The sequence below is a fragment of the Azotobacter armeniacus genome (assembly GCF_054779355.1).
In genome coordinates, this window is record NZ_BAAGYK010000035.1 from 38,604 (window position 1) to 61,173 (window position 22,570).

18 protein-coding genes, 2 tRNA genes and 2 pseudogenes are annotated in these 22,570 nt (G+C 66.9%); 10 read left to right on the top strand and 12 right to left on the bottom strand.

Annotated features, from left to right (window positions below):
* The first annotated feature begins 1 nt into the window (after position 1).
* The 3 genes from dxs to trmA all read left to right on the top strand — a co-directional run bounded on the left by dxs (position 2) and on the right by trmA (position 4,779).
* Positions 2-1,903, top strand: coding sequence for a 1-deoxy-D-xylulose-5-phosphate synthase (gene dxs, locus ACYVD0_RS08045; protein WP_460426330.1), 1,902 nt, complete (start codon positions 2-4; stop codon positions 1,901-1,903).
* 293 nt (positions 1,904-2,196) lie between these two features.
* Complete coding sequence (locus ACYVD0_RS08050; protein WP_460426331.1) at positions 2,197-3,492, top strand: NCS2 family permease; 1,296 nt, start codon at positions 2,197-2,199, stop codon at positions 3,490-3,492.
* Positions 3,493-3,693: 201 nt separating this feature from the next.
* Positions 3,694-4,779 carry a tRNA (uridine(54)-C5)-methyltransferase TrmA gene (trmA, locus tag ACYVD0_RS08055; RefSeq protein WP_460426332.1) on the top strand — a complete coding sequence of 362 codons (1,086 nt, stop codon included), beginning with the start codon at positions 3,694-3,696 and terminating at the stop codon, positions 4,777-4,779.
* Positions 4,780-4,791: 12 nt separating this feature from the next.
* Here trmA and ACYVD0_RS08060 read toward each other — a convergent pair whose 3' ends face one another.
* Entirely contained in the window at positions 4,792-5,301 is a 510-nt protein-coding gene (locus ACYVD0_RS08060; protein ID WP_460426333.1) for a DUF4345 family protein, read from the bottom strand.
* A 182-nt stretch (positions 5,302-5,483) separates the two neighbouring features.
* On the opposite strand from ACYVD0_RS08060, the pseudogene ACYVD0_RS08065 reads away from it, so the two are divergent.
* Positions 5,484-5,919, top strand: a pseudogene (locus ACYVD0_RS08065) (DUF411 domain-containing protein).
* 73 nt (positions 5,920-5,992) lie between these two features.
* A complete protein-coding gene (gene ypfJ / locus ACYVD0_RS08070; RefSeq protein WP_460426334.1) occupies positions 5,993-6,847 on the top strand; it encodes a neutral zinc metallopeptidase in 855 nt (284 codons plus the stop codon).
* Positions 6,848-6,893: 46 nt separating this feature from the next.
* Here the strand turns inward: ypfJ and ACYVD0_RS08075 are convergent, their stop codons facing one another.
* The 3 genes from ACYVD0_RS08075 to ACYVD0_RS08085 form a co-directional block, all read right to left on the bottom strand.
* Positions 6,894-7,481, bottom strand: coding sequence for an HAD family hydrolase (locus ACYVD0_RS08075; RefSeq protein WP_460426335.1), 588 nt, complete (start codon positions 7,479-7,481; stop codon positions 6,894-6,896).
* A complete protein-coding gene (locus ACYVD0_RS08080; protein ID WP_460426336.1) occupies positions 7,478-8,350 on the bottom strand; it encodes an acyl-CoA thioesterase domain-containing protein in 873 nt (290 codons plus the stop codon). The genes ACYVD0_RS08075 and ACYVD0_RS08080 overlap by 4 nt, the downstream gene beginning before the upstream one ends.
* 110 nt (positions 8,351-8,460) lie before the next feature.
* Complete coding sequence (locus ACYVD0_RS08085; RefSeq protein ID WP_460426337.1) at positions 8,461-9,237, bottom strand: ferredoxin--NADP reductase; 777 nt, start codon at positions 9,235-9,237, stop codon at positions 8,461-8,463.
* Between the two features lie 140 nt (positions 9,238-9,377).
* On the opposite strand from ACYVD0_RS08085, the gene ACYVD0_RS08090 reads away from it, so the two are divergent.
* The 3 genes and pseudogenes from ACYVD0_RS08090 (at position 9,378) to ACYVD0_RS08100 (ending at position 13,623) form a co-directional block, all read left to right on the top strand.
* Positions 9,378-10,502, top strand: coding sequence for a 23S rRNA (guanine(1835)-N(2))-methyltransferase RlmG (locus tag ACYVD0_RS08090; protein ID WP_460426338.1), 1,125 nt, complete (start codon positions 9,378-9,380; stop codon positions 10,500-10,502).
* 536 nt (positions 10,503-11,038) lie between these two features.
* Positions 11,039-11,230, top strand: a pseudogene (locus ACYVD0_RS08095) (alanine racemase C-terminal domain-containing protein); the annotation flags it as partial.
* A gap of 119 nt (positions 11,231-11,349) precedes the next feature.
* Positions 11,350-13,623: a B12-binding domain-containing radical SAM protein gene (locus tag ACYVD0_RS08100; protein WP_460426339.1), complete on the top strand. Its 2,274-nt coding sequence runs from the start codon at positions 11,350-11,352 to the stop codon at positions 13,621-13,623.
* Here the strand turns inward: ACYVD0_RS08100 and ACYVD0_RS08105 are convergent.
* The 8 genes from ACYVD0_RS08105 to rnr form a co-directional block, all read right to left on the bottom strand.
* Complete coding sequence (locus ACYVD0_RS08105) at positions 13,620-14,840, bottom strand: MFS transporter (protein ID WP_460426340.1); 1,221 nt, start codon at positions 14,838-14,840, stop codon at positions 13,620-13,622. The two genes, ACYVD0_RS08100 and ACYVD0_RS08105, sit on opposite strands and share 4 nt — an antisense overlap.
* A 70-nt stretch (positions 14,841-14,910) precedes the next feature.
* On the bottom strand, positions 14,911-16,302 hold the full coding sequence (gene dnaB, locus ACYVD0_RS08110) for a replicative DNA helicase (RefSeq protein WP_460426341.1): 1,392 nt from the start codon (positions 16,300-16,302) through the stop codon (positions 14,911-14,913).
* A 118-nt stretch (positions 16,303-16,420) separates the two neighbouring features.
* Positions 16,421-16,867, bottom strand: a complete 447-nt coding sequence (gene rplI, locus ACYVD0_RS08115; RefSeq protein ID WP_460426342.1) for a bL9 family ribosomal protein — start codon at positions 16,865-16,867, stop codon at positions 16,421-16,423.
* A gap of 21 nt (positions 16,868-16,888) precedes the next feature.
* A complete protein-coding gene (locus ACYVD0_RS08120; protein ID WP_460426343.1) occupies positions 16,889-17,779 on the bottom strand; it encodes a hypothetical protein in 891 nt (296 codons plus the stop codon).
* A gap of 35 nt (positions 17,780-17,814) precedes the next feature.
* Positions 17,815-18,045 (bottom strand): 30S ribosomal protein S18, encoded by a 231-nt coding sequence (rpsR, locus tag ACYVD0_RS08125; protein WP_012699436.1) that lies wholly within the window; start codon positions 18,043-18,045, stop codon positions 17,815-17,817.
* Positions 18,046-18,073: 28 nt separating this feature from the next.
* Positions 18,074-18,484 (bottom strand): 30S ribosomal protein S6, encoded by a 411-nt coding sequence (rpsF, locus tag ACYVD0_RS08130; RefSeq protein ID WP_460426344.1) that lies wholly within the window; start codon positions 18,482-18,484, stop codon positions 18,074-18,076.
* 165 nt (positions 18,485-18,649) lie between these two features.
* Positions 18,650-19,393 (bottom strand): 23S rRNA (guanosine(2251)-2'-O)-methyltransferase RlmB, encoded by a 744-nt coding sequence (gene rlmB, locus ACYVD0_RS08135; RefSeq protein ID WP_460426345.1) that lies wholly within the window; start codon positions 19,391-19,393, stop codon positions 18,650-18,652.
* A complete protein-coding gene (gene rnr, locus ACYVD0_RS08140; protein WP_460426346.1) occupies positions 19,390-21,978 on the bottom strand; it encodes a ribonuclease R family protein in 2,589 nt (862 codons plus the stop codon). The genes rlmB and rnr overlap by 4 nt, the downstream gene beginning before the upstream one ends.
* A gap of 209 nt (positions 21,979-22,187) precedes the next feature.
* Between rnr and ACYVD0_RS08145 the strand changes: the two genes are divergently transcribed.
* Together ACYVD0_RS08145 and ACYVD0_RS08150 are read left to right on the top strand one after the other, a co-directional pair.
* A tRNA-Leu gene (locus ACYVD0_RS08145) sits at positions 22,188-22,274 on the top strand.
* A 108-nt stretch (positions 22,275-22,382) separates the two neighbouring features.
* Positions 22,383-22,469, top strand: a tRNA-Leu gene (locus ACYVD0_RS08150).
* The last annotated feature ends 101 nt before the right edge of the window (positions 22,470-22,570 follow it).

Below are 22,570 nucleotides of genomic sequence, written 5' to 3' on the forward strand. Positions count from 1 at the left end.
GATGCCCAAGACGTTCCACGAGATTCCCCACGAGCACCCCGCCACCCCCCTGCTGGACCGCGCCGAGACGCCGGACCGGCTGCGCCAGCTCGGCGAGGCGGAGCTGAAAGTACTGGCCAACGAACTGCGCCAGGAGCTGCTCTATACCGTCGGACAGACTGGCGGGCACTTCGGTGCCGGGCTCGGTGTGATCGAGCTGACCATTGCCCTGCACTACGTCTTCAATACCCCCGAAGACCGCCTGGTGTGGGACGTAGGCCACCAGGCCTACCCCCACAAGATACTCACCGGACGCCGCGCGCGCATGCTCAGCCTGCGCCAGAAGGACGGCATCGCCGCCTTCCCTCGCCGCTCGGAAAGCCCCTACGACACCTTCGGTGTCGGCCATTCCAGTACCTCCATCGGCGCGGCGCTGGGCATGGCCATCGCCGCGCGGATGAAGGGCGAGCAGCGCAAGTGCATCGCGGTGATCGGCGACGGCGCGCTGACCGCCGGGATGGCCTTCGAGGCGCTCAACCACGCCTCGGACGTGCAGGCCGACATGCTGGTGGTCCTCAACGACAACGACATGTCGATTTCCAAGAACGTCGGCGGGCTGTCCAACTACCTGGCCAAGATTCTCTCCAGCCGCACCTACGCCAGCATGCGCGAGGGCAGCAAGAACATCCTCTCGCGCTTGCCCGGCGCCTGGGAGATCGCCCGGCGCACCGAGGAGTACGCCAAGGGCATGCTGGTGCCTGGCACCCTCTTCGAGGAGCTCGGCTGGAACTACATCGGCCCGATCGACGGCCACGACCTGCCGATCCTGCTCGCCACCCTGCGCAACATGCGCGACCTCAAGGGACCGCAGTTTCTCCACGTGGTCACCAAGAAGGGCAAGGGCTTCGCCCCGGCCGAGGCCGACCCCATCGGCTACCACGCGATCACCAAACTGGAGCCGGAAGGCACCGGGCCAAAGAAGCCCAAGGGCCCCAAGTACTCCAGCATCTTCGGCCGCTGGCTGTGCGACATGGCCGCCGCCGACCCGCGGCTGGCCGGCATCACCCCGGCGATGAGGGAAGGCTCGGACCTGGTAGCCTTCAGCCAGCGCTTCCCGGAGCGCTACTTCGATGTCGCCATCGCCGAGCAGCATGCCGTGACCCTGGCTGCCGGCATGGCCTGCGACGGCATCAAGCCGGTGGTGGCGATCTACTCGACCTTCCTGCAGCGCGCCTACGACCAGCTGATCCATGATGTCGCGGTGCAGAACCTCGACGTGCTGTTCGCCATCGATCGCGCCGGCCTGGTCGGTGAGGATGGCCCGACCCACGCCGGCAGTTTCGACCTCTCTTACTTGCGCTGCATCCCCGGCATGCTGGTGATGACCCCCAGCGACGAGAACGAGATGCGCCGCCTGCTCACCACCGGCTATCGGTTCGAGGGACCGGCGGCGGTACGTTACCCGCGCGGCAGCGGACCGAATGCGACCATCGAGCCGGGCCTGGAGCCGCTGCCGATCGGCAAGGGCGTGCTGCGCCGCCAGGGCAGCAAGGGCAGCGGCCCACGGATCGCCCTGCTGGTGTTCGGCGTGCAGCTGGCCGAGGCGCTGCAGGTAGCCGGGACGCTGGATGCGACAGTGGCCGACATGCGCTTCGTCAAGCCGCTGGACGAGACCCTGGTTCGCGAGCTGGCGGCCAGCCACGAGCTGCTGGTGACCGTCGAGGAGAACAGCATCATGGGCGGCGCTGGCAGCGCGGTGGCCGAATTCCTCGCCGGCGCGAACATCGTCAAGCCGATCCTTCATCTGGGCTTGCCGGACTACTACGTGGAGCATGCCAAACCCACCGAGATGCTCGCCGAATGCGGCCTCGACGCCGCCGGCATCGAAGCGGCGGTGCGCCGGCGCATGGCCCTGCTGGGCTGATCTGACAGGAGGCGACGGACCGCCCCAGCAGTCATGCGAGTCTGCCGAACAGACGAGCGCCGCGCGGCCTGTCTGCCTGATCCGCCTGGCCAATTCCGGTGATTCGGCGTTGCCGGCCCTCGCCTTGGCCTTGCCATGATGCGTCGAGCGCCTTGTCTCGAGACCCCGGTCATGGCCACTGGCTGCGGCCGGCCGGCAAATTCTCGCGACCTTGTCGAGCTGGTATCATCCGCAGCCCTTTTGCGCCGCGCGGCACATCCTGCCCCGCTCCGCGGATAGCGACGGAGGTCCGCATGCTGGAGAAGCTGTTCCGACTGGAAGCGCACGGTACCACGGCACGCACCGAACTGCTGGCCGGCCTGACCACCTTCCTGACCATGGCCTACATCCTCTTCGTCAACCCGAGCATCCTCGGTGAGACGGGCATGGACAAGGGCGCGGTGTTCGTCGCCACTGCCCTGGCCGCAGCGATCGGTTCGGCGCTGATGGGGCTGATCGCAAACTACCCCATCGCCCTCGCCCCCGGCATGGGCCTCAACGCCTTCTTCACCTACACAGTGGTGCTGCAGATGGGCCACAGCTGGCAGGTGGCCCTCGGTGCAGTGTTCCTCTCGGCCTGCCTGTTCTTCCTGATCTCGGTGCTGCGCATCCGCGAGTGGATCATCGACAGCATCCCGCTGGAGCTGCGCCTCGCCATCGGCGCCGGCATCGGCCTGTTCCTCGCGCTGATCGCCCTGCAGAACGCCGGCATCGTCGTCGACCATCCGGTGACCCTGCTGACCCTCGGCGACCTGACCCAGGCCCCGCCGACCCTCGCCGCGCTGGGCTTCCTGCTGATCGTCACCCTGGAGGCGCGGCGGGTCCCCGGCGCAGTGATGCTCGGCATCCTCGCCGTGACCCTCGCCGCCATCGGCCTCGGCGTCAGCCCCTTCGCCGGAGTGCTGGCGCTACCGCCGGCGCTGGCGCCGACCCTGCTCCAGCTGGACATCGCCGGCGCCCTGGAGATCGGCCTGCTCAGCGTGGTCTTCGCCTTCCTCTTCGTCGATGTGTTCGACAACACCGGCACCCTGATCGCCGTGGCCCGCCGCGCCGGGCTGATGGCGCCGGACGGACGCCTGCCGAAGATGGGCCGCGCGCTGCTCGCCGACAGCGCCGCCGCCATGGGGGGGTCGCTGCTCGGCACCTCGACCACCACCAGCTACATCGAGTCCGCCACCGGGGTGAGCGCCGGCGGGCGCACCGGCCTGACCGCCTGCACGGTCGCCGTGCTGTTCCTGCTCAGCCTGTTCTTCGCCCCGCTGGCCGCCAGCATTCCCACCTTCGCCACCGCGCCGGCGCTGCTGTTCGTCGCTGTACTGATGATCTCCGGCCTCGCCGAACTCGACTGGAGCGACCTGACCAGCGCCGCGCCGGTGCTGGTCACTGCCCTGGCCATGCCGCTGACCTACTCGATCGCCAACGGCATCGCCTTCGGCTTCATCGCCTGGAGTGCGATCAAGCTGCTCGCCGGCCGCCGCCACGAGCTGAACCCTGCACTATTGATCCTCGCCGGGCTGTTCGTGATCAAGCTGGGCTGGTTCAACGCATGAGTCATACTCCGAACGAATTGGCCCCACCCGTCGAGTCAATACCGGACCCCATAGGGTGGGAAACGGCCGCAGGCCTTTCCCATCACCGGCAGAGAGCTGAGTGGAAGATCGCTGCGTGAGTTTTCCCCCTACGGCAAGCCCCTCATAATCAGCAGGTGCAATCAAGCTCCTATCTGCCCCCCGCAATCTACGAGTGACTACATGAGTCTTCCGCAATTCGACCCCTCGCAATACGACGCCCAGTTGGCCGGAAAGAAGGCGCGCCTGGCCGAATTGCTGGCGCCCTTCGCCGCCCCCGAGCCGGAGGTGTTCGACTCGCCCCGCGAGCACTACCGCCTGCGTGCCGAATTCCGCCTGTGGCGCGAGGGCGAGGAGCGCCACTATGCGATGTTCGATCCTGGCGACAAGCGCACGCCGATCCTCCTCGACAACTTCCCCATCGCCAGCGAACGCATCAACCGGCTGATGCCGCGCCTGAAGGCCGCCTGGCAGAACAGCGCACTGGGCTTCAAGCTGTTCCAGGTGGAATTTCTCACTACCCTGGCCGACGACGCGCTGATCACCCTGTGCTACCATCGCCCTCTGGACGCTCTCTGGCAGAGCGCCGCCGAACAGCTGACCGGAGAGCTGGGGGCGAGCATCGTCGGTCGCTCGCGAGGCCAGCGGATCGTCGTCGGCCGCGACTACGTGGAGGAGGAGCTGGAAGTGGCCGGGCGCGGCTTCCGCTACCGCCAGCCGGAAGGTGCCTTCACCCAGCCCAACGGCGTGGTCTGTCAGAAGATGTTGAACTGGGCCTTCGATGCCCTGGGCGAGCGCGACGACGACCTGCTGGAGCTGTACTGCGGCAACGGCAACTTCACCCTGCCGCTGGCGACCCGCGTGCGCCGGGTGCTGGCCACCGAGATCAGCAAGTCCTCGGTGAACGCCGCGCTGGCCAACCTGGCCGATAACGGCGTGGACAACGTCGCGCTGGTGCGCCTGTCCGCCGAGGAACTGACCCAGGCGCTCAACGAAGTGCGGCCGTTCCGCCGCCTGGCCGGAATCGACCTGAAGGGTTACGACTTCGGCAGCGTGTTCGTCGACCCGCCGCGCGCCGGCATGGACCCGGACACCTGCGAGCTGACCCGGCGCTTTCCGCGCATTATCTACATCTCCTGCAATCCGCAGACCCTGGCCGGCAATATCGCTCAGCTCCACGACACCCACCGCATCGTGCACTGCGCGCTGTTCGACCAGTTCCCCTACACCACGCACATGGAGTCCGGGGTGCTGCTAGAGCGGCGCTGACGCGGGGGGGGGTCAGTCCTGCCGCGCCTTATCGCGCCGGCCGAGCGACGGCTCCTGGCGGCGCTGCAGGCGACCGAAGTCGTCGTCGAATTCGCCTGGGAGCGGGCCGGCAGGCATGGGCGGCTCCACCGCCGCGGGCTCGGGCTTCAGCCAATACAGGGCGAGCAGCGCCAGCAGCGCGCTGACCAGCTTGTAGGCCAGCGCGCCGAGGTCCAGGCTGCGCAGGGTGCCGCCATCCAGCCACAGCGAGCCCAGGCGCGCCAGCACCAGCGCCGTCTGCATCGTGATCAGCAGCACCAGGGCGCTGCGTACCCGCTCCGGGCGCCGGGCCGACCACAGCAGGAACAGCGCCAGGCCCAACTGCAGCCCGCCGTAGTAGACTCGGGTATTGCTCGCCGAGACCGCCTCCATCAGCAGCATACCGTTCAGATTGGCCATTTCGTAGGGGCGTAGCCAGTAGGCCAGGCCCACCCCGCCCATGACCACGACCTGGATCAGCAGGACGATTCGGGCGAAAAGCATATCGATTCTCTCCATCAGAGGATGAGCCGCCGCCCGGACCGGGCAGCATTTGGCCATCTATGCGTCAATCCACAAAAGACCCGCAACGGGGCCATTCGTTCGCCATACCGGACGTCCGGACCAGGGTTGGGCGGCCGGGATGGGAGGATTATCCCGCATGCCTTCCCCAGCCAGAGACTCCCATGCGCCGCCTCGCACTGCTCGCCCTCGCCCTCGTCGCTGCCGTCCAGGCCGCCGAGCCCGTCGCCATCGATGTGTACCGCGACCCTAACTGCGACTGCTGCCTGGCCTGGGTCAGCCACTTGCAGGCCAACGGCTTCGCTGTCACCGACCACCCCGAGAGCGATCTGGGTGCGCTCAAGAGGCGCCTGGGCGTGCCCTACAGCCTGGGCTCCAGGCCATACAGCGGTGATCGACGGCAAGTTCGTCGAGGGCCATGTGCCGACCGCCGACACCCTCAAGCTGCGGCGCCAGCCGGAGCTGATCGGCGCCGCCGTGCCGGGCATGCCGGTAGGTTCGCCGGGCATGGAAATGGGCGACCGCCAGGATGCCTACCAGGTGATCGGCGTCACCCGGAACGGCGAGTGGCGCGTGCTCGCCGACTACCCGGCCCGCTGATATCCCCTATCGCGCAGTCCCGGAAGTTGCCGCCTAGACTGAGGCTTATCGCTCAAGCCAAGGGGATACCACCATGCGCTGGAAACGGGCACGACGCAGCGACAACGTGGTGGACGCGCGTGGTGGCGGTCTGCACTTCGGCGGCAAGGGCCTCGGCCTGGGCGGCATCGCGCTGGTGGTGATCGTCGGCCTGCTGATGGGCCAGGACCCCTTGCAGATCCTCGGTCAGCTGACCACCCAGAGTTCGCTCGATGCGCGGCAGGCCGGCGCGCCGCCAGCCAGCGACGAGCAGGCCGCATTCGTCCGCGCCGTGCTCGGCGACACCGAGGACACCTGGCGCCAGCTGTTCGAGCAGGCTGGGCGTCAGTACCAAGACCCGACCCTGGTGCTGTTCAGCCAGGGAGTGAACTCCGCCTGCGGCTTCGCCAGCCAGGCGGTCGGCCCCTTCTACTGCCCCGCCGACCAGCGGGTCTACCTGGACCTGGCGTTCTTCGACGATCTGGCCCAGCGCTTTGCTGCCGCCGGCGACTTCGCTCAGGCCTATGTGATCGCCCACGAGGTCGGCCATCATGTGCAGACCCTGCTCGGGGTCTCGGCCCGGGTGAATGCCGCCCGGCAACGCGGCGAGCGTCTGGAGGGCGCGAACGGCCTGCAGGTGCGCCAGGAACTGCAGGCCGACTGCCTGGCCGGCGTCTGGGCACATCATGCCCAGCGGCGCCTGGACTGGCTGGAGCCCGGCGATCTGGAGGAGGCCCTGAACGCCGCCAATGCCATCGGCGATGACCGCCTGCAGCGGCACGGCCGTGGTCAGGTGGTCCCCGACTCCTTCACCCATGGTACTTCGGCACAGCGGGTGCGCTGGTTCAGGATCGGCTTCGAGGGGGGCGAAGTCGGGCGTTGCAATACCTTCCAGGCCAGAGCGTTATGATGCCGCAACACATGCGACCGGCGACTTTGACGTCTCGTAACCCGGCCTACAGCTGCGCGAGCAACTCGAAGCAGTCGCGCACCTGCCAGTCGGTCAGCTCGGGCCAGGGGTTTTTCGCCGGGCAGATCAGTACGGCGTGTGCCCCCGCGCCGCGCGCGCATTCCAGATCGTTGCGGTAGTCGCCGACCATCACCAGTTGCGCGGGCGCCACGCCCCAGGCCGCGGCCAGCTGCAGCAGGCCGCCGGGATGAGGCTTGGGCGGCGCCTCGTCGCGACCGAGGATATCCACGCTGGCGAAGCAGTCGGCCAGACCGATCGCCTGCAGGGTGAGCAGGGCCAGCTCGTGGGCGTTGCGGGTCAGCAGGCCGAGGCGGCAGCCACGCCCGCGCAGCACGCGTACCAGCTCCACTGCGCCGGTGGCCGGACGAGCGCCCAGGGCCAGCCCGCGCTCGTGCTCGAGCAGCCAGGCGTGCTTCGCCGCGGCCTGCGCCGCCGGCAGAGCGGCCAGATGGTGGAGGATGTCGTCCTCTGGAGGGATCTCCAGGGCGCGGCGGATGGCGGTGAAATCGTGGATGGCGACGGTCAGGGTGCCATCCATGTCGAACACCCAGTGGCGGGCCGCGGCGAACCTCACTGCCAATCCTCACGCAGGCGGATCAGGCCCTCCTGGGCCATGGAGGCGACCAGCCGGCCGCTGCGCTCGAACACATGGCCGCGGGCGAAGCCCCGGGCATTGCCGGCCCAGGGGCTCTCCACCGCGAAGAGCAGCCAGTCGTCCAGGCGCAGATCGCCGTGGAACCACAGGGCATGGTCGAGGCTGGCCACCTGCATGAACCGCTGGAACACCGATACCCCGTGCGGCTGCAGCGCCGTGTTCAGCAGGGAGAAGTCCGAGGCGTAGGCGAGCAGGTAGCGGTGCAACTGCGGCTCGTCCGGCAGGCGCCCGTCGGCGCGGAACCAGGCGTAGCGGATCGGCGCACAGGGCTCGGGCGAGAAGGGATTGACCTGGGTCACCGGGCGGATCTCGATCGGCTTGGCGCTGATCGCCCAGTCGTGGATGCGCTCCGGCAGCCGGTCGGCGACCTGCCGCGCCAGCTCGGTTTCCGAAACCAGCCCTTCCGGCCCCGGCACCTCGGGCATGACCGGCTGCTGGTGGTCGAGACCTTCCTCGCCGGTCTGGAAGGAGGCGCAGCAGGTGAAGATCGGCCGGCCCTTCTGGATCGCGGTGACCCACCGGGCGCTGAAGCTCTTGCCATCGCGCAGCGGATCGACCTCGTAGAGCACCGGCAGGCTGGCATCGCCGGGGCGCAGGAAGTAGCCGTGCAACGAATGCACCTGGCGGCCGGGCTCGACCGTCTGGCTGGCTGCCGACAGCGACTGACCGAGCACCTGACCGCCGAACAGCTGGCGCAGGCCGAGGTCCTCGCTACAGCCGCGGAAGAGGTTTTCCTCGATGGGCTCGAGGCTCAGCAGGGCGACTAGGTTGTCGAGAATCTCCGTCATCGGTTGTGTCCCTCACGCAAGGCTTGCCGGCAGCGGCCCGACGGCCGCCCTGAGGGATACGACTTTGCCAGCGCCGGCCGCCCGGGCCAAGGGGAAACGGCACCCTCCCGCTACCAGTAGTTCTCCACCGCCACCTGGCCCGGCTGGCGGCTCAGGCTGAGCTGCAGGTTGCGCGCCTTCAGCAGTGCCCGGCAGTCCTTGATCATCTGCGGGTTGCCGCAGAGCATGAGCCGCGAGTATGTTGGGTCGAGCGCCAGGCCGGCGGCGCGCTCCAGCTCGCCGCTGTCGAGCAGCGCGGTGATCCGCCCCTGCAGGGTCCCGGGTACCTCCTCGCGGGTCACCAGCGGCAGGTAGCGCAGCTGCTCCCGGGCACCCTGCGGCTGCATGCGTGCGGGTAGTTCGCCAATCTGCTCGCGGTAGGCCAGCTCGCCCGCGGTGCGCACGCTGTGCACCAGCAGGATGTGCTCGAAGCGCTGCCAGACTTCGGGGTCGCGGAGGATCGACAGGAAGGGCCCGAGCCCGGTACCGGTGGCCAGCAGCCAGAGGTCTCGGCCGCCGGGGAAGCGCTCGAGGGTGAGAAAGCCATAGGGCTGGCGCTCCACAAGCAGCGTATCACCAGGCCTGAGGTGGCACAGCTCGCTGGTGAACTCGCCGCCCGGCACCACCACGGAGACGAATTCCAGCTGCTCCTCGGCCGGCGCCGAGACCATCGAATAGGCGCGCCAGACGGTGCTGCCGTCGGCCTTGCACAAGCCGAGGCGGGCGAACTGGCCGGCGCGGAAACGGAACTCCGGCGGGCGGCTGCAGCGCAGGCTGAACAGGGTATCCGTCCAGGGCCAGACCTCGAGCAGCGCCTGCCGGGTGAACTTATCTTCGCTGGCGGTCATACTTCGCTCCTCGTTCGCCGCGGTCTCCCGGGCGAAAACCATGACTGTGTCCGGGCCGGCGCTCGCGGCAAATGCGAATCCCCCGTCTTGCAGAAAAACGCCGGCTTCTCTTTTGGTATAGACAAACGTCGCCCCCCGCCATGTCCATTCTCGATACTCCGTTCGCCCGTCTCGAGCTGCAGCGCCAGCCGCTGCGACGCGACGATCCCCTGCAGGCCTTCGATGCCGCCGACGAATACCTGCTGCAGCACCTGCACGAGCAGGGCTTGCCCGCGCAGTCGCGGCTGCTGCTGCTCAACGACGCCTTCGGCGCGCTGGCCTCCGCCCTGGCGGGTCATGCCCGGGTGGCCAGCAGCGGCGACTCCCATCTGGGCTGCCTGGCCCTGCAGGACAACCTGCGGCGCAACGGCCTGGCGGCGGAGGCAGTGAACTTCGTGCCGGCCAGCGAGACCGCTGAAGGCCCCTTCGACCGGGTGCTGATCCGCGTGCCCAAGACCCTGGCATTGCTCGAGGAACAGCTGATCCGCCTGCACGGCCGGCTGGCGCCGGGCGCCCAGGTGATCGCCGCGGCCATGGTCAAGCACCTGCCGCGCGCCGCCGGCGAGCTGCTGGAGCGTCATGTCGGCCCGGTTCAGGCCTCGCTGGCAGTGAAGAAGGCGCGCCTGCTGTTCGCCACGCCGCAGGACAGGCCCTCACCGCGCTCGCCCTACCCGACCCGCTACCGCCTCGACCAGCCACCCGTCGAGCTGCTCAACCATGCCAATGTATTCTGCCGCGACGGGCTGGACATCGGCACCCGCGCTTTCCTCCCGCACCTGCCGCAGGGACTCGGCGCGGCGAGGGTCGCCGACCTCGGCTGCGGCAACGGGGTGCTCGCCATCGTCTGCGCGCTGGCCAACCCCAAGGCGCGACTGACCCTGATCGACGAGTCCTACATGGCTGTGCAGTCGGCGCGGGAGAACTGGCGCGCGGCGCTCGGTGAGCGGCCGGTGGAGATCCGCGCCGCCGATGGCCTGGCCGGCCAGGCGGAGCGCTCCCTGGACGCAGTGCTGTGCAACCCGCCGTTCCACCAGCAGCAGGTAGTCGGCGACTTCCTCGCCTGGCGCATGTTCCAGCAGGCCCGGACGGCGCTGGTGTCGGGCGGCGCGCTGTGGATCGTCGGCAACCGCCACCTGGGCTATCACGTCAAGCTCAGGAAGCTGTTCTCCCGGGTCGAGCAGGTGGCGGCGACGCCCAAGTTCGTCATCCTCAAGGCGAGCCGCTGAGCAAGAAACGAGCAAGGCCGCACAAGGCCCGCCGCTGGCGGGTCCGCGCCATTCGTGCGCAGCTTATCCACAGGCTGCTCCACAGTTTCGCTGGACAAGCAGACGGCGCCTCTGGCTGAGCCGAGCCCGAGCGTTATCCTTCCCTGACGTCAGGAAAACCGCCTGTTCCAAGCCGCTTTCGGGATTTGCCGCTCACTTTTCGCTCAACCACGCTGCAAGCCGCGTCCAGTCTCGAGCGAGGGATTTGTTCCCAGGTTTATCCACAGGCCTTTCCACAGAGTTTGAGGGAAATCTCCCATGGTGATTGGGTTCTTTCCCGACGTTCGCCGCCACTTCCCAAAGCTGGAACACGCCCGCAGCCGCGCCGCCGGAGTACCTGGGGCGCCCCCGTTTCTCAAGGACCTCCCCATGCGCCCTCTCGTCGTCACGCTCGATCTGGCCGCCCTCCGTCACAACCATGCCCTGCGCGCCGGGCCTTCGTGGTGGTCAAGGCGAACGTCTATGGCCACGATGGGCGCGAGGTGATGACGGCGCTGCGTGCGCCGCTGGCCGGGCGGGTGTCCATGGACGTGCTGACGGTGGATCTGGGCGAGCTGCCCGAGGCGCGGGTCGGCGATGCGGTGGAGCTGTGGGGCGCCGGGCTGCCGGTCGACGAGGTTGCCCGCGCCTGCGGCACCATCGGCTACGAGCTGCTGACCCGGATGACCGCGCGGGTGCCGCGGCGCTACCGATTCCAGACACTTCCAGCAGGGCTGAGCCCTGCCTATAACCGACTATTCCACTCGGCCTTCTGCTCATTTTTTGTGCTATATTGCGCGCCCTTCGCAATCCCCCGCCGGTCACCGCCATGCACGCAGCCAAGCCGCTCTTCGACTATCCCAAGTACTGGGCCGAATGCTTCGGACCGGCACCCTTCCTGCCGATGAGCCGGGAGGAGATGGAGCAGCTCGGCTGGGATTCCTGCGACGTGATCATCGTCACCGGCGACGCCTACGTGGACCATCCCTCCTTCGGCATGGCGATCATCGGCCGCCTGCTGGAGGCCCAGGGCTTCCGGGTCGGCATCATCAGCCAGCCGGATTGGCGCTCGAAGGACGACTTCATGAGGCTCGGCAAGCCGAACCTGTTCTTCGGCGTCGCCGCCGGCAACATGGACTCGATGATCAACCGCTACACCGCCGACCGGAAGATCCGCTCCGACGACGCTTACACGCCCGGCGGCCTCGCCGGCAGGCGCCCGGACCGCGCCAGCCTGGTCTACAGCCAGCGCTGCAAGGAGGCCTGGAGCCAGGTGCCGGTGGTGCTCGGCGGCATCGAGGCCTCGCTGCGCCGCATCGCCCACTACGACTACTGGCAGGACAAGGTGCGCCGCTCGATCCTCATGGACGCCACCGCCGACTTGCTGCTGTTCGGCAACGCCGAGCGCGCCGTGGTGGAGGTGGCCCACCGCCTGGCCGCCGGCGAACGCATCGAGTCGATCACCGGCATCCGCGGCAGCGCCTTCGTCCGCCGCGACACGCCGGAGGGCTGGTTCGAGATCGACTCCACGCGCATCGACCGCCCCGGCAAGGTCGACAAGATCATCAACCCGTACATCAATACCCAGGATCTCGAGGCCTGCGCCCTCGAACAGGCAAGGGGCGAACCGGACGATCCGGCCGCGGCGCAGCCGGTCGAGCTGCTGCCGCACCCGAAGCTGAGCCGCGAGCGCACGGTGGTCCGCCTGCCGTCCTTCGAGAAGCTGCGCAACGACCCGGTGCTCTATGCCCACGCCAGCCGCGTGCTGCATCAGGAGACCAACCCGGGCAATGCCCGCGCCCTGGTGCAGCGCCACGCCGAGCTGGACGTCTGGCTCAATCCGCCGCCAATCCCCCTCTCCACCGAGGAGATGGACTATGTGTTCGGCCTGCCCTATGCCCGCGTACCGCATCCGGCCTACGGCGGCGAACGCATCCCGGCCTACGAGATGATCCGCTTCTCGGTGAACATCATGCGTGGCTGCTTCGGCGGCTGCACCTTCTGCTCGATCACCGAGCACGAGGGCCGGATCATCCAGAACCGCTCGGAGGAGTCGATCCTGCACGAGATCGAGGAGATCCGCGACCGGGTGCCGGGCTTCACCGGGGTGATCTCCGACCTCGGCGGGCCGACCGCCAACATGTACCGCATCGCCTGCAAGAGCCGCACGATCGAGGCCGCCTGCCGCAAGCCGTCCTGCGTCTACCCCGGCATCTGCGACAACCTGAACACCGACCATTCGGCGCTGATCCACCTTTACCGTTCGGCCCGCGACCTGCCGGGAGTGAAGAAGATCCTGATCGCCTCGGGCCTGCGCTATGACCTCGCCGTGGAGTCGCCGGAATACGTCAGGGAGCTGGTCACCCACCATGTCGGCGGCTATCTGAAGATCGCCCCGGAGCACACCGAGCAGGGCCCGCTCTCCAGGATGATGAAGCCGGGCATCGGCACCTATGATCGCTTCAAGAAGATGTTCGACAAGTTCTCCAAGGAAGCGGGCAAGGAGCAGTACCTGATCCCCTACTTCATCGCCGCGCACCCCGGCACCAGCGACGAGGACATGATGAGCCTTGCCCTGTGGCTCAAACGCAACAATTTCCGCGCCGATCAGGTGCAGGCCTTCTACCCTTCGCCCATGGCCACCGCCACCGCCATGTACCACTCGGGGCGTGACCCGCTGCGCAAGGTGACCTACAAGAGCGACGGGGTGACCATCGTCAAGAGCGAGCGGCAGCGCCGCCTGCACAAGGCCTTCCTGCGCTACCACGATCCGCAGAACTGGCCGCTGCTGCGCGAGGCGCTGAAGGAGATGGGCCGCGCCGATCTGATCGGCAACGGCAAGCACCAGCTGATTCCGGCCTACCAGCCGGAAACCGATAGCTATCACAGCGCGCGGCGCAAGAACTCTACGCCGACCGGCAGCAAGAAGCTCGGCAAACCGCTGCTCACCCAGCACAGCGGCCTGCCGCCCCGCAGCCACGACGGCACCCCCTGGAACAAGCGCGAACAGGCCAAGGCCGCCGCCGAGGCGCGGCGCAAGGCCGGCAACGGCAAGCCGGCGAAGGGTGGCAAGCCCGGCAAGCGCCCGCCTGCGCCGCGCTAGTTCGGATCCTCCCTGGCCACACCGCGCCAGGCCAGCAGCCCCAGGGCGGCCAGCGCGGCGAAGGCGGCGCCGGCGAGGAAGGTGGCGGCGGCGCCGAAGCGCTGCCACAGGGCGCCGGCAACCATGCTGGCTGCCAGCAGCGCCACCCCGCCGAGCAGATTGAAGAAGCCGAAGGCGGTGCCGCGCAGCGCCAGCGGCGCACTGTCGGCCACCAGCTTGGCCAAGAGGCCCTGGCTGAAGGCCATGTGCAATCCCCACAGGGCGGCGCCGGCGAAGGCCAGCCAGGGACCGCCGGCGCTGGCCAGCAGCAGGTCGGCGAGGACCAGCAGCAGCAGGCTGAACAGCAGCAGCCGGCGCGCATCGAAACGGTCGGCGGCCTGTCCCGCCGGATAGGCGCAGAGGGCATAGAACAGGCTCATCACCACCAGGGCCAGCGGCACCAGGCCGAGGGGCACGCCCACGTCCTCGGCGCGCAGGATCAGGAAAGCCTCGCTGAAGCGGGCCAGGGTGAACACCGCGCCGATGCCCACCACCCACCAGTAGGTTCCGCCCAGTTGACGCACGTCGCTCAGGCGCAGCGGCAGCCGGGCGCCCTCCCCGGCCCCGGCGCGCACCGGCTCCTGCACGTAACGCAGCAGCAAGGCTACGGTGAGGAAGGCCGGGATCACCGCCACCCACATCACCGCCTTGATGTCGTTGGCGAACCAGAACATGAACAGCAGCGCCAGCAGCGGCCCGATCACCGCGCCGAGCGAGTCCAGCGCCTGACGCAAGCCATAGGCCGCACCGCGCAGCGGCGGTTGCACCAAGTCGGCGATCAGCGCATCCCGCGGCGCACCGCGGATGCCCTTGCCGACGCGGTCGGCGAAGCGCGCGGCGAAAACCCAGTCGATGCTCGCAGCCAGGGGAAACAACGGCTTGCTGAAAGCCGCCAGGGCATAGCCGAACACCATCAGTTGCTTGCGCCGCCCCAGGTAGTCGCTGAGCGCGCCGGAGAACACCTTGGCGAATGCCGCGGCGGCCTCGGCCATGCCCTCGATGATACCCACCGTCACCAGAGAAGTGCCGAGCACGCCGACCATGAACAGCGGCAACAGGCTGTGGATCAGCTCGGAGGAGATATCCATGAGCATCGAGCCGAAGCCCAGCGCCCAGATGCCCTTTGGCAGAGCGCGCAGGCCGGCGGTGAAGGCGGAAGGACGCGCCGGAGCAGCCATGTCGGCCTCCCTGTGCGGAATGTGGCTCCCCGTTTGACGCTAATCCGCGCGGGCAGGACTGTCCAGTGGGTCACTCGTCGAACTGGTAACTGCCCGGAGCCAGGTTCTCGAAGCGCGAGTACTTGCCGAGGAAGGCCAGCCGGGTGGTGCCGATCGGACCGTTGCGCTGCTTGCCGATGATGATCTCGGCGACACCCTTGAATTCGGTTTCTGGATGATAGACCTCATCGCGGTAGACGAACATGATGACGTCGGCGTCCTGCTCGATGGCACCGGATTCGCGCAGGTCGGAGTTCACCGGGCGCTTGTTGGGACGCTGCTCCAGCGAGCGGTTGAGCTGCGAAAGGGCGATCACCGGGCAACTGAACTCCTTGGCCAGCGCCTTCAGCGAGCGGGAGATCTCGGAAATCTCGTTCACCCGGTTGTCGCCGCTGGAACCGGGGATCTGCATCAGTTGCAGGTAATCGACCATGATCATGGCGATCTCGCCATGCTCGCGGGCCAGGCGCCGGGTGCGAGCGCGCATTTCCGCCGGGCTGATGCCGGCGGTATCATCGATGAACAGCTTGCGCTCGTTGAGCAGGTTGACCGCCGAGGTCAGCCGCGGCCAGTCGTCGTCATCCAGGCGGCCGGCGCGCACCTTGGTCTGGTCGATGCGCCCGAGCGAAGCGAGCATCCGGATCACGATGGATTCGGCAGGCATCTCCAGGGAATACACCAGCACTGCCTTGTCGCTACGCAGCACGGCGTTCTCCACCAGGTTCATGGCGAAAGTGGTCTTGCCCATGGACGGACGCCCGGCGACGATGACCAGGTCGGCCGGCTGCAGGCCGCTGGTCTGCTCGTCCAGATCGGTGAAGCCGGTGGACAGGCCGGTGATGGCGTCGCCGGAGTTGAACAGCGAATCGATGCGATCGATAGCCTTGACCAGGATGTCGTTGATCGCCATCGGGCCGCCGGTCTTCGGCCGTGCCTCGGCGATCTGGAAGATCATACGCTCGGCCTCGTCGAGGATCTCGTCGCCACTGCGGCCTTGAGGTGCATAGGCGCTGTCGGCGATCCGGTTGCTGATGCCGATCAGCTGGCGCAGGGTGGCGCGCTCGCGGACGATCTGCGCATAGGCCTTGATGTTGGCCACCGAGGGGATGTTCTTGGCCAGCTCGCCTAGGTAGGCCAGGCCGCCGACCTGCTCCAGGTGGCCTTCCTTGTCCAACTGCTCGGACAGGGTGACCACGTCGAATGGCATGTTGCGCTCGGCCAGCACCGTGATGGCGCGAAAGATCATGCGGTGGTCATGGCGGTAGAAGTCGCCGTCGGAAACCTGGTCCAGCACCCGCTCCCAGGTGTTGTTGTCCAGCATCAAGCCGCCCAGCACGGCCTGCTCGGCCTCGATGGAATGCGGCGGCACCTTGAGGGCAGCGGTTTCCAGGTCGTATTGTTCGGGAGGACTGATGTCATTCATGGCTGGCGAGGATTCCGATTCCGGGACGGCAGAAAGACAACGGGCACGCTCCGCGACTGCGGAGAGTGCCCGATGTTAGGCGTCTGGCAGCAAGGCTGCCAGACGAAATGGCGACCGCTTAGCCGCCGACCACGACCAGACGGATGCTGGCCTCGACGTCGGAGTGCAGGTGCAGGGCCACGTCGTATTCGCCGGTCTGGCGAATGGTGCCGTTGGGGAGACGCACTTCGCTCTTCGCCACTTCCAGACCGGCGGCGGTCAGGGCGTCGGCGATGTCTGCGGTGCCGATGGAGCCGAACAGCTTGCCTTCATCCCCGGCAGTGGCGGTGATGGTGATTTCCAGCTCGTTCAGATGGGCCGCGCGCTCTTCGGCGGAGGACTTCTTCTCGGCAGCCAGACGCTCCAGCTCGGCGCGACGGGCTTCGAATGCCGCAACATTCTCGGCGGTGGCCGCGGTGGCCTTGCCCTGCGGCAGCAGGAAGTTACGTGCGTAACCGCCCTTTACATTCACCTTGTCGCCCAGGTTGCCCAGATTGGCGATCTTTTCCAGCAGGATGACTTCCATTTGAGTCTTACCTCTTAACTTTTAACCTTCACCGTTCGCAGCTCCGGAGCCACCCTTGGGTGTCTGGCGACCGCGAAAATCAATCAGACTGTCGACGATGGCCAAGACCATCAGCAACGGATAGGTCAGCTGCATGAACAGCAACAGCGTCACATACAGCCCCACCAGCCAGAACCGCCCCAGCCGCCCCTGTGCCACCAGCCCGTGTACCAGGGCTGCGCCGGCGAAGACCAGCGGTACGCTGCACAGCGGCGTCAGCATGGCCAGCTGCGCGCCCAGGTTGGGTGCGAGCAGCATGCCGGTCAGCAGCGCTAACGCCCACAACCAGGGCAGGCGCAGCGCGCGGAACTCGCCGGCGAAACCGCCGGGGTTGTATAGCAGGCTCTGCCAGTAGCGACCGAGCACCAGGGCAAGCAGGCTGACAATCTGCAGCAGCGCAGCCAGCAGGCCGGTCAACACCGGCGCCAGCAGGGCACCCAGACGCACCTGCTCGTCCGCCGAGAGCGGCCTGGCCGACTCGAGAACCTGCGGCATGAGCTTCTGCAGCTCGCCCGCCATGGCCTCAATGGGGGCGCGGAACACCTCCCCCAGCACCAGCGCATAGGCCAGGCCGACCAGCACACTGCCCATCAGCACCAGCCGCCAGGACACGCTGGCGCGCAGCAACTGGGCCAGCCCCAGGGTGCCGAGCAGCAGCAGTAGGGTGCGTGGCTCGCCGAAGTACCACCAGACGGCCGCCGGCAGCATGGCCAGAGCAACGATACCGAAGGCGTCGCTCAACCCGCGGCGCAGCAACACCAGACTGCCCGCCGCCGCACTCAGCCAGAACAGCAGCGGCAGGGCGGCGGTGCTGACGACCACGAAGCTGGCCTGCATGCGACCGCGCATGATGAATTCGGCCAAGGCGCGCATGCGATCTATCCCTTACCTCTGTCGACCGCCCGCCATCAACGGCCGTGGCTGTCGGTGTAGGGCAGCAGGGCCAGATAGCGGGCACGCTTGATAGCGGTGGCCAGCTGACGCTGATAACGGGCCTTGGTACCGGTGATGCGGCTGGGAACGATCTTGCCGGTTTCGGAGATGTAAGCCTTCAGGGTGTTGAGATCCTTGAAATCGATCTCTTTCACGCCTTCGGCAGTGAAACGACAGAACTTGCGACGACGGAAGAAACGTGCCATGGGAGTTGCTCCTCAATAGATCCGTGGATTACTCGTCAGCCTTATCGCTGTCGCTGTCGAGACCTTCATGACCGCCGTGTTCGGGGCGCTCGCGACGCTCACGACGCTCACTGCGGTTTTCCTCGGCCTTGAGCATCTCGGACTGGCCGGTGACGGCTTCGTCGCGGCGGATGACCAGGTTGCGGATGACGGCGTCGTTGTAGCGGAAGTTGTCTTCCAGCTCGGCCAGGGCCTTGCCGCTGCACTCGACGTTCAGCATCACGTAGTGAGCCTTGTGCACGTTGTTGATGGCGTAGGCCAGCTGGCGACGGCCCCAGTCTTCAAGGCGATGGATCTTGCCGCCATCCTCTTCGATCAGCTTGGTGTAACGCTCCACCATGCCACCGACCTGCTCGCTCTGATCCGGATGGACCAGGAAAATGATTTCGTAATGACGCATGGATGCTCCTTACGGGTTGCAGCCTGCCGACGCGATGCGGTCAGGCAAGGAGTGAATGACTCGTTGGACTTGTCATAAGCCGAGGCGCAGCGCCTCGGCTCAGGGCAAGGGGCGCAATTCTAGAGAAGGGCCGGGAGGGAAGCAAGGCACAAGGGTACCGTGCCGTCATTGCGTGCGGCGCTGGCGCACCGCCTCGAACAAACAGATGCCAGTGGCGACGGATACATTCAGGCTGCTGACGCTGCCGGCCATCGGCAGGCGCACCAGGTAATCGCAGTGCTCGCGGGTCAGCCGCCGCATACCCTTGCCCTCGGCACCCATGATCAGCACAGTCGGGCCGCGCAGGTCCAGCCCATAGAGTTCCTGCTCGACCTCGCCGGCGGTGCCGACCGTCCACAGTCCGCGCTGGCGAAGCTTCCCCAGGGTCCGCGCCAGGTTGGTCACCGCCACCAGCGGGACCACCTCGGCGGAGCCGCAGGCGACCTTGCGCACCGTGGCGTTCAACGTGGCCGACTTGTCCTTGGGCACGATCACCGCCTGCACGCCAGCCGCATCGGCGGTACGCAGGCAGGCGCCGAGGTTGTGCGGATCGGTGACGCCATCCAGGACCAGCAGCAGCGGCGGCCCCTCGCAGCGGTCGAGCAGCTCGTCGAGCATCGCCTCACCCCAGACCTGACTGGGACTGACCTCGGCGACCACGCCCTGGTGCACGCCCTCGGCCCACTCGTCCAGCTCGCGGCGCTCACGCGGGCCGACCGGCACCCGAGCCTGCCGGGCCATCTCGAGCAGCGCCTGCACCCGAGGGTCCTGACGCCCCTCGGCCAGCCAGAGCTGCTTGACCCGCCGAGGGTGATGACGCAGCAGGGCCTCCACGGCATGTACGCCGTAGATCCTTTCCAGTTCGCTCATGTCTTGGCCTTGCTCCGAGCCTTGCGGGAAGCGCCCTTGTCGGCCGGCTTGTGCTGCCTGCCGCCGCCCCCCTTGCCGGTAGAGCCCTTGGTCGCCTTCCGGCGCTCCGGCTTGGTGGTCTTGGCCTCGGCCAGCAGCGCCTGCTTGGTCGCCCGACTCTTCTTCACATCGGTGTTGCCGAGCATGGCCTCGGCCTGGGCCAGCAACTCGGAAGCCAGTGGCGCCAGCTCCTTGCCCTTACCACCCCTGCTGCCCTTGCCACGCCCCTTGGCGGTACGCCCCTCGACCTCTGAGCCCTGCTCGGCAGAGCGCCGGCGGCGCCCGGTCGGCTGCCCGCGCTCGCCCTCGACCAGTTCGAAGTCGATCCGCCGCTCGTCCAGGTCGACCCGCATCACCCGCACGGCAACGCTGTCGCCGAGCCGGAAGCCGCGCCCACTGCGCTCCCCGGCCAGACGGTGGTGAACCGGATCGAAGTGATAGTAGTCGCCCGGCAAGGCGGTGACATGCACCAGCCCCTCCACATAGATATCCTTCAGTTCGACGAAGATGCCAAAGCCAGTTACCGCCGTGATCACCCCGTCGAAACGCTCGCCGACGCGATCCTGCATGAATTCGCACTTCAGCCAGTTGACCACGTCGCGGGTCGCCTCGTCAGCACGCCGCTCGGTCATCGAGCAGGCCTCGCCGAGCTGCTCCAGGGACGCCTCGTCGTAGGGGTAGATGCGCGCCCTGGGCATGCTCGCCGCGCCCGCACGGCGCACATGAGGCGTCTCGCGCTTGGAGCGAATCACGCTGCGGATCGCGCGATGCACCAGGAGATCCGGATAGCGGCGGATCGGCGAGGTGAAATGGGTATAGGCCTCGTAGTTCAGGCCGAAGTGACCATGATTCTCGGCACTGTATACCGCCTGACTGAGCGAGCGCAGCATAACCGTCTGGATCAGGTGGAAGTCCGGCCGCCCCTGGATCGACTCCAGCAGCATCTGGTAGTCCTTCGGCGTCGGACCATCCTTGCTGCGATGCAGGCTCAGGCCAAGCTCGCCAAGGAATGCCTTGAGCTTCTCCAGGCGCTCCGCCGGCGGGCCGTCGTGCACCCGGTAGAGCCCTGGCAGCTCGTGCTTCTGCAGGAACGCGGCGGTTGCCACGTTGGCACAGAGCATGCATTCCTCGATCAGCTTGTGCGCATCGTTGCGCTCGGTCGGCAGAATTTCCGCGATCTTGCGCCCGGAACCGAAGACGATGCGCGTTTCCTGGGTTTCGAAGTCGATGGCACCACGCACCTGACGCGCCTTCACCAGCACCTTGTAGAGCGAATGCAGCTGCTTGAGATGCGGCAACACCCCCGCATAGATGCTGCGCAGCCGCTTGCCTTCGGGGGTCTTCGGCTGCTCCAGCATGGTGCTGACCCTGTTGTAGGTCAGTCGGGCATGAGAATGGATGACCGCCTCGTAGAACTGGTAGTCGGTCATCTTGCCGGAACGCGACAGGGTCATCTCGCAGACCATGGCCAGCCGGTCGACCTGCGGGTTGAGCGAACAGAGTCCGTTGGAGAGCTCCTCCGGCAGCATCGGCACCACCCGCTCGGGGAAATACACCGAGTTGCCGCGCCGGCCGGCCTCCTCATCCAGAGCCGAGCCCACCCTGGCGTAGTGGGACACGTCGGCGATCGCCACGTACAGGCGGTAGCCACCGGCCAAGGGGGCCAGAATGCCTTTCTCGCAGTAAACCGCATCGTCGAAGTCGCGGGCATCCTCACCGTCGATGGTGACGAATGGCAGATGGCGCAAGTCGATGCGCTTGAGCTTATCCTTCTCCTCCACCTCGGGCTTGAACTTGCGCGCCTCCTTGAGCACGGCCTCCGGCCAGACGTGGGGAATGTCGTAGCTGCGCAGTGCGACGTCGATCTCCATGCCCGGCGCCATATAGTTGCCGATCACCTCGATGATGTCGCCCTGCGGCTGGAAGCGCAGGGTCGGCCAGTGGGTGATGCGGATCTCGACGAACTGGCCGACCCCGGCGTTGGCCGTGCGACCGGGGGTGACCAGCACCTCCTGCTGGATCTTCGGGTTGTCGGGGATGACGAAACCGATGCCGCTTTCCTCGTAATAGCGGCCGACGACGGTTTCGTGGGCTCGCGAGACTACTTCGACGACTGCTCCCTCGCGGCGGCCACGCCGATCGAAGCCGGACACCCGCGCCAGGGCGCGGTCACCGTCGAACAGCAAGCGCATCTGCATCGGACCGAGAAAGAGGTCTTCGCTGCCGTCGTCCGGAATCAGGAAGCCAAAGCCGTCGCGGTGTCCGCTGACCCGACCGAGCACCAGATCGAGCTTGTCCACCGGCGCATAGGTGCCGCGACGGGTATGGATCAGCTGACCGTCGCGTTCCATGGCGCGCAGGCGCCGGCGCAGGGCTTCGATCTGCTCCTCCTCGCGCAGGCCAAACTCCTCGGCCAGCTCCTCGCGGCTGGCGGGAGCGCCACGCTCGTCGAGGCGCTTCAGGATCAACTCGCGGCTGGGAATGGGGTTGTCGTACTTTTCCGCCTCGCGGGCGGCCTCGGGATCGAGACTTTGCCAATCGGCCATCAGTGCGTTGTCACCTTATTCATGGTTTCCATTTGAGGTATTTGCCATCTGCTTATTGAAGCGCGAAATCCATCTGCCGGTCAGCTTTACGGCGACAATAATTTTTTTCACCGCAAGGGTTTACAAGCCAAAACCTGCTCCGTATAGTTCGCGCCCACAACGTTGAGACGTTGTAGCATGAAATCGATGCGACAGCATTGAAATGCAGTGCCCAGGTGGCGGAATTGGTAGACGCACTAGGTTCAGGTCCTAGCGGTGGCAACACCGTGGAAGTTCGAGTCTTCTCCTGGGCACCATATTGAAAAGCACGCTTCACCAAAGAAGCGGTCTTTTATACGGACAGCAGGCTCCGTGTCGGTCAACACGATGAATACTGCGCAAGTCGGTGCTTGGTCGCCGCATGTGCCCAGGTGGCGGAATTGGTAGACGCACTAGGTTCAGGTCCTAGCGGTGGCAACACCGTGGAAGTTCGAGTCTTCTCCTGGGCACCATCTTATTCACGAAAAAACCGAGCCAATGGCTCGGTTTTTTCGCTTCTACACTCCCGAAATGCCATCGAAGCCCCCACCCCACTTCCAATAGCAAGCACTCT

What these genes read in the sequence shown, in the direction of transcription:
- ACYVD0_RS08120 (WP_460426343.1), bottom strand. Translation starts at nt 17,779, where the DNA reads ATGCGCGCCTTGGCCGAATTCATCATGCGCGGTCGCATGCAGGCCAGC.
- ypfJ (WP_460426334.1), top strand. Translation starts at nt 5,993, where the DNA reads ATGCGCTGGAAACGGGCACGACGCAGCGACAACGTGGTGGACGCGCGT.
- ACYVD0_RS08085 (WP_460426337.1), bottom strand. Translation starts at nt 9,237, where the DNA reads ATGACCGCCAGCGAAGATAAGTTCACCCGGCAGGCGCTGCTCGAGGTC.
- ACYVD0_RS08060 (WP_460426333.1), bottom strand. Translation starts at nt 5,301, where the DNA reads ATGCTTTTCGCCCGAATCGTCCTGCTGATCCAGGTCGTGGTCATGGGC.
- rpsR (WP_012699436.1), bottom strand. Translation starts at nt 18,045, where the DNA reads ATGGCACGTTTCTTCCGTCGTCGCAAGTTCTGTCGTTTCACTGCCGAA.
- rpsF (WP_460426344.1), bottom strand. Translation starts at nt 18,484, where the DNA reads ATGCGTCATTACGAAATCATTTTCCTGGTCCATCCGGATCAGAGCGAG.
- dxs (WP_460426330.1), top strand. Translation starts at nt 2, where the DNA reads ATGCCCAAGACGTTCCACGAGATTCCCCACGAGCACCCCGCCACCCCC.
- ACYVD0_RS08090 (WP_460426338.1), top strand. Translation starts at nt 9,378, where the DNA reads ATGTCCATTCTCGATACTCCGTTCGCCCGTCTCGAGCTGCAGCGCCAG.
- trmA (WP_460426332.1), top strand. Translation starts at nt 3,694, where the DNA reads ATGAGTCTTCCGCAATTCGACCCCTCGCAATACGACGCCCAGTTGGCC.
- dnaB (WP_460426341.1), bottom strand. Translation starts at nt 16,302, where the DNA reads ATGAATGACATCAGTCCTCCCGAACAATACGACCTGGAAACCGCTGCC.
- rplI (WP_460426342.1), bottom strand. Translation starts at nt 16,867, where the DNA reads ATGGAAGTCATCCTGCTGGAAAAGATCGCCAATCTGGGCAACCTGGGC.
- rlmB (WP_460426345.1), bottom strand. Translation starts at nt 19,393, where the DNA reads ATGAGCGAACTGGAAAGGATCTACGGCGTACATGCCGTGGAGGCCCTG.
- ACYVD0_RS08080 (WP_460426336.1), bottom strand. Translation starts at nt 8,350, where the DNA reads ATGACGGAGATTCTCGACAACCTAGTCGCCCTGCTGAGCCTCGAGCCC.
- ACYVD0_RS08050 (WP_460426331.1), top strand. Translation starts at nt 2,197, where the DNA reads ATGCTGGAGAAGCTGTTCCGACTGGAAGCGCACGGTACCACGGCACGC.
- ACYVD0_RS08105 (WP_460426340.1), bottom strand. Translation starts at nt 14,840, where the DNA reads ATGGCTGCTCCGGCGCGTCCTTCCGCCTTCACCGCCGGCCTGCGCGCT.
- rnr (WP_460426346.1), bottom strand. Translation starts at nt 21,978, where the DNA reads ATGGCCGATTGGCAAAGTCTCGATCCCGAGGCCGCCCGCGAGGCGGAA.
- ACYVD0_RS08100 (WP_460426339.1), top strand. Translation starts at nt 11,350, where the DNA reads ATGCACGCAGCCAAGCCGCTCTTCGACTATCCCAAGTACTGGGCCGAA.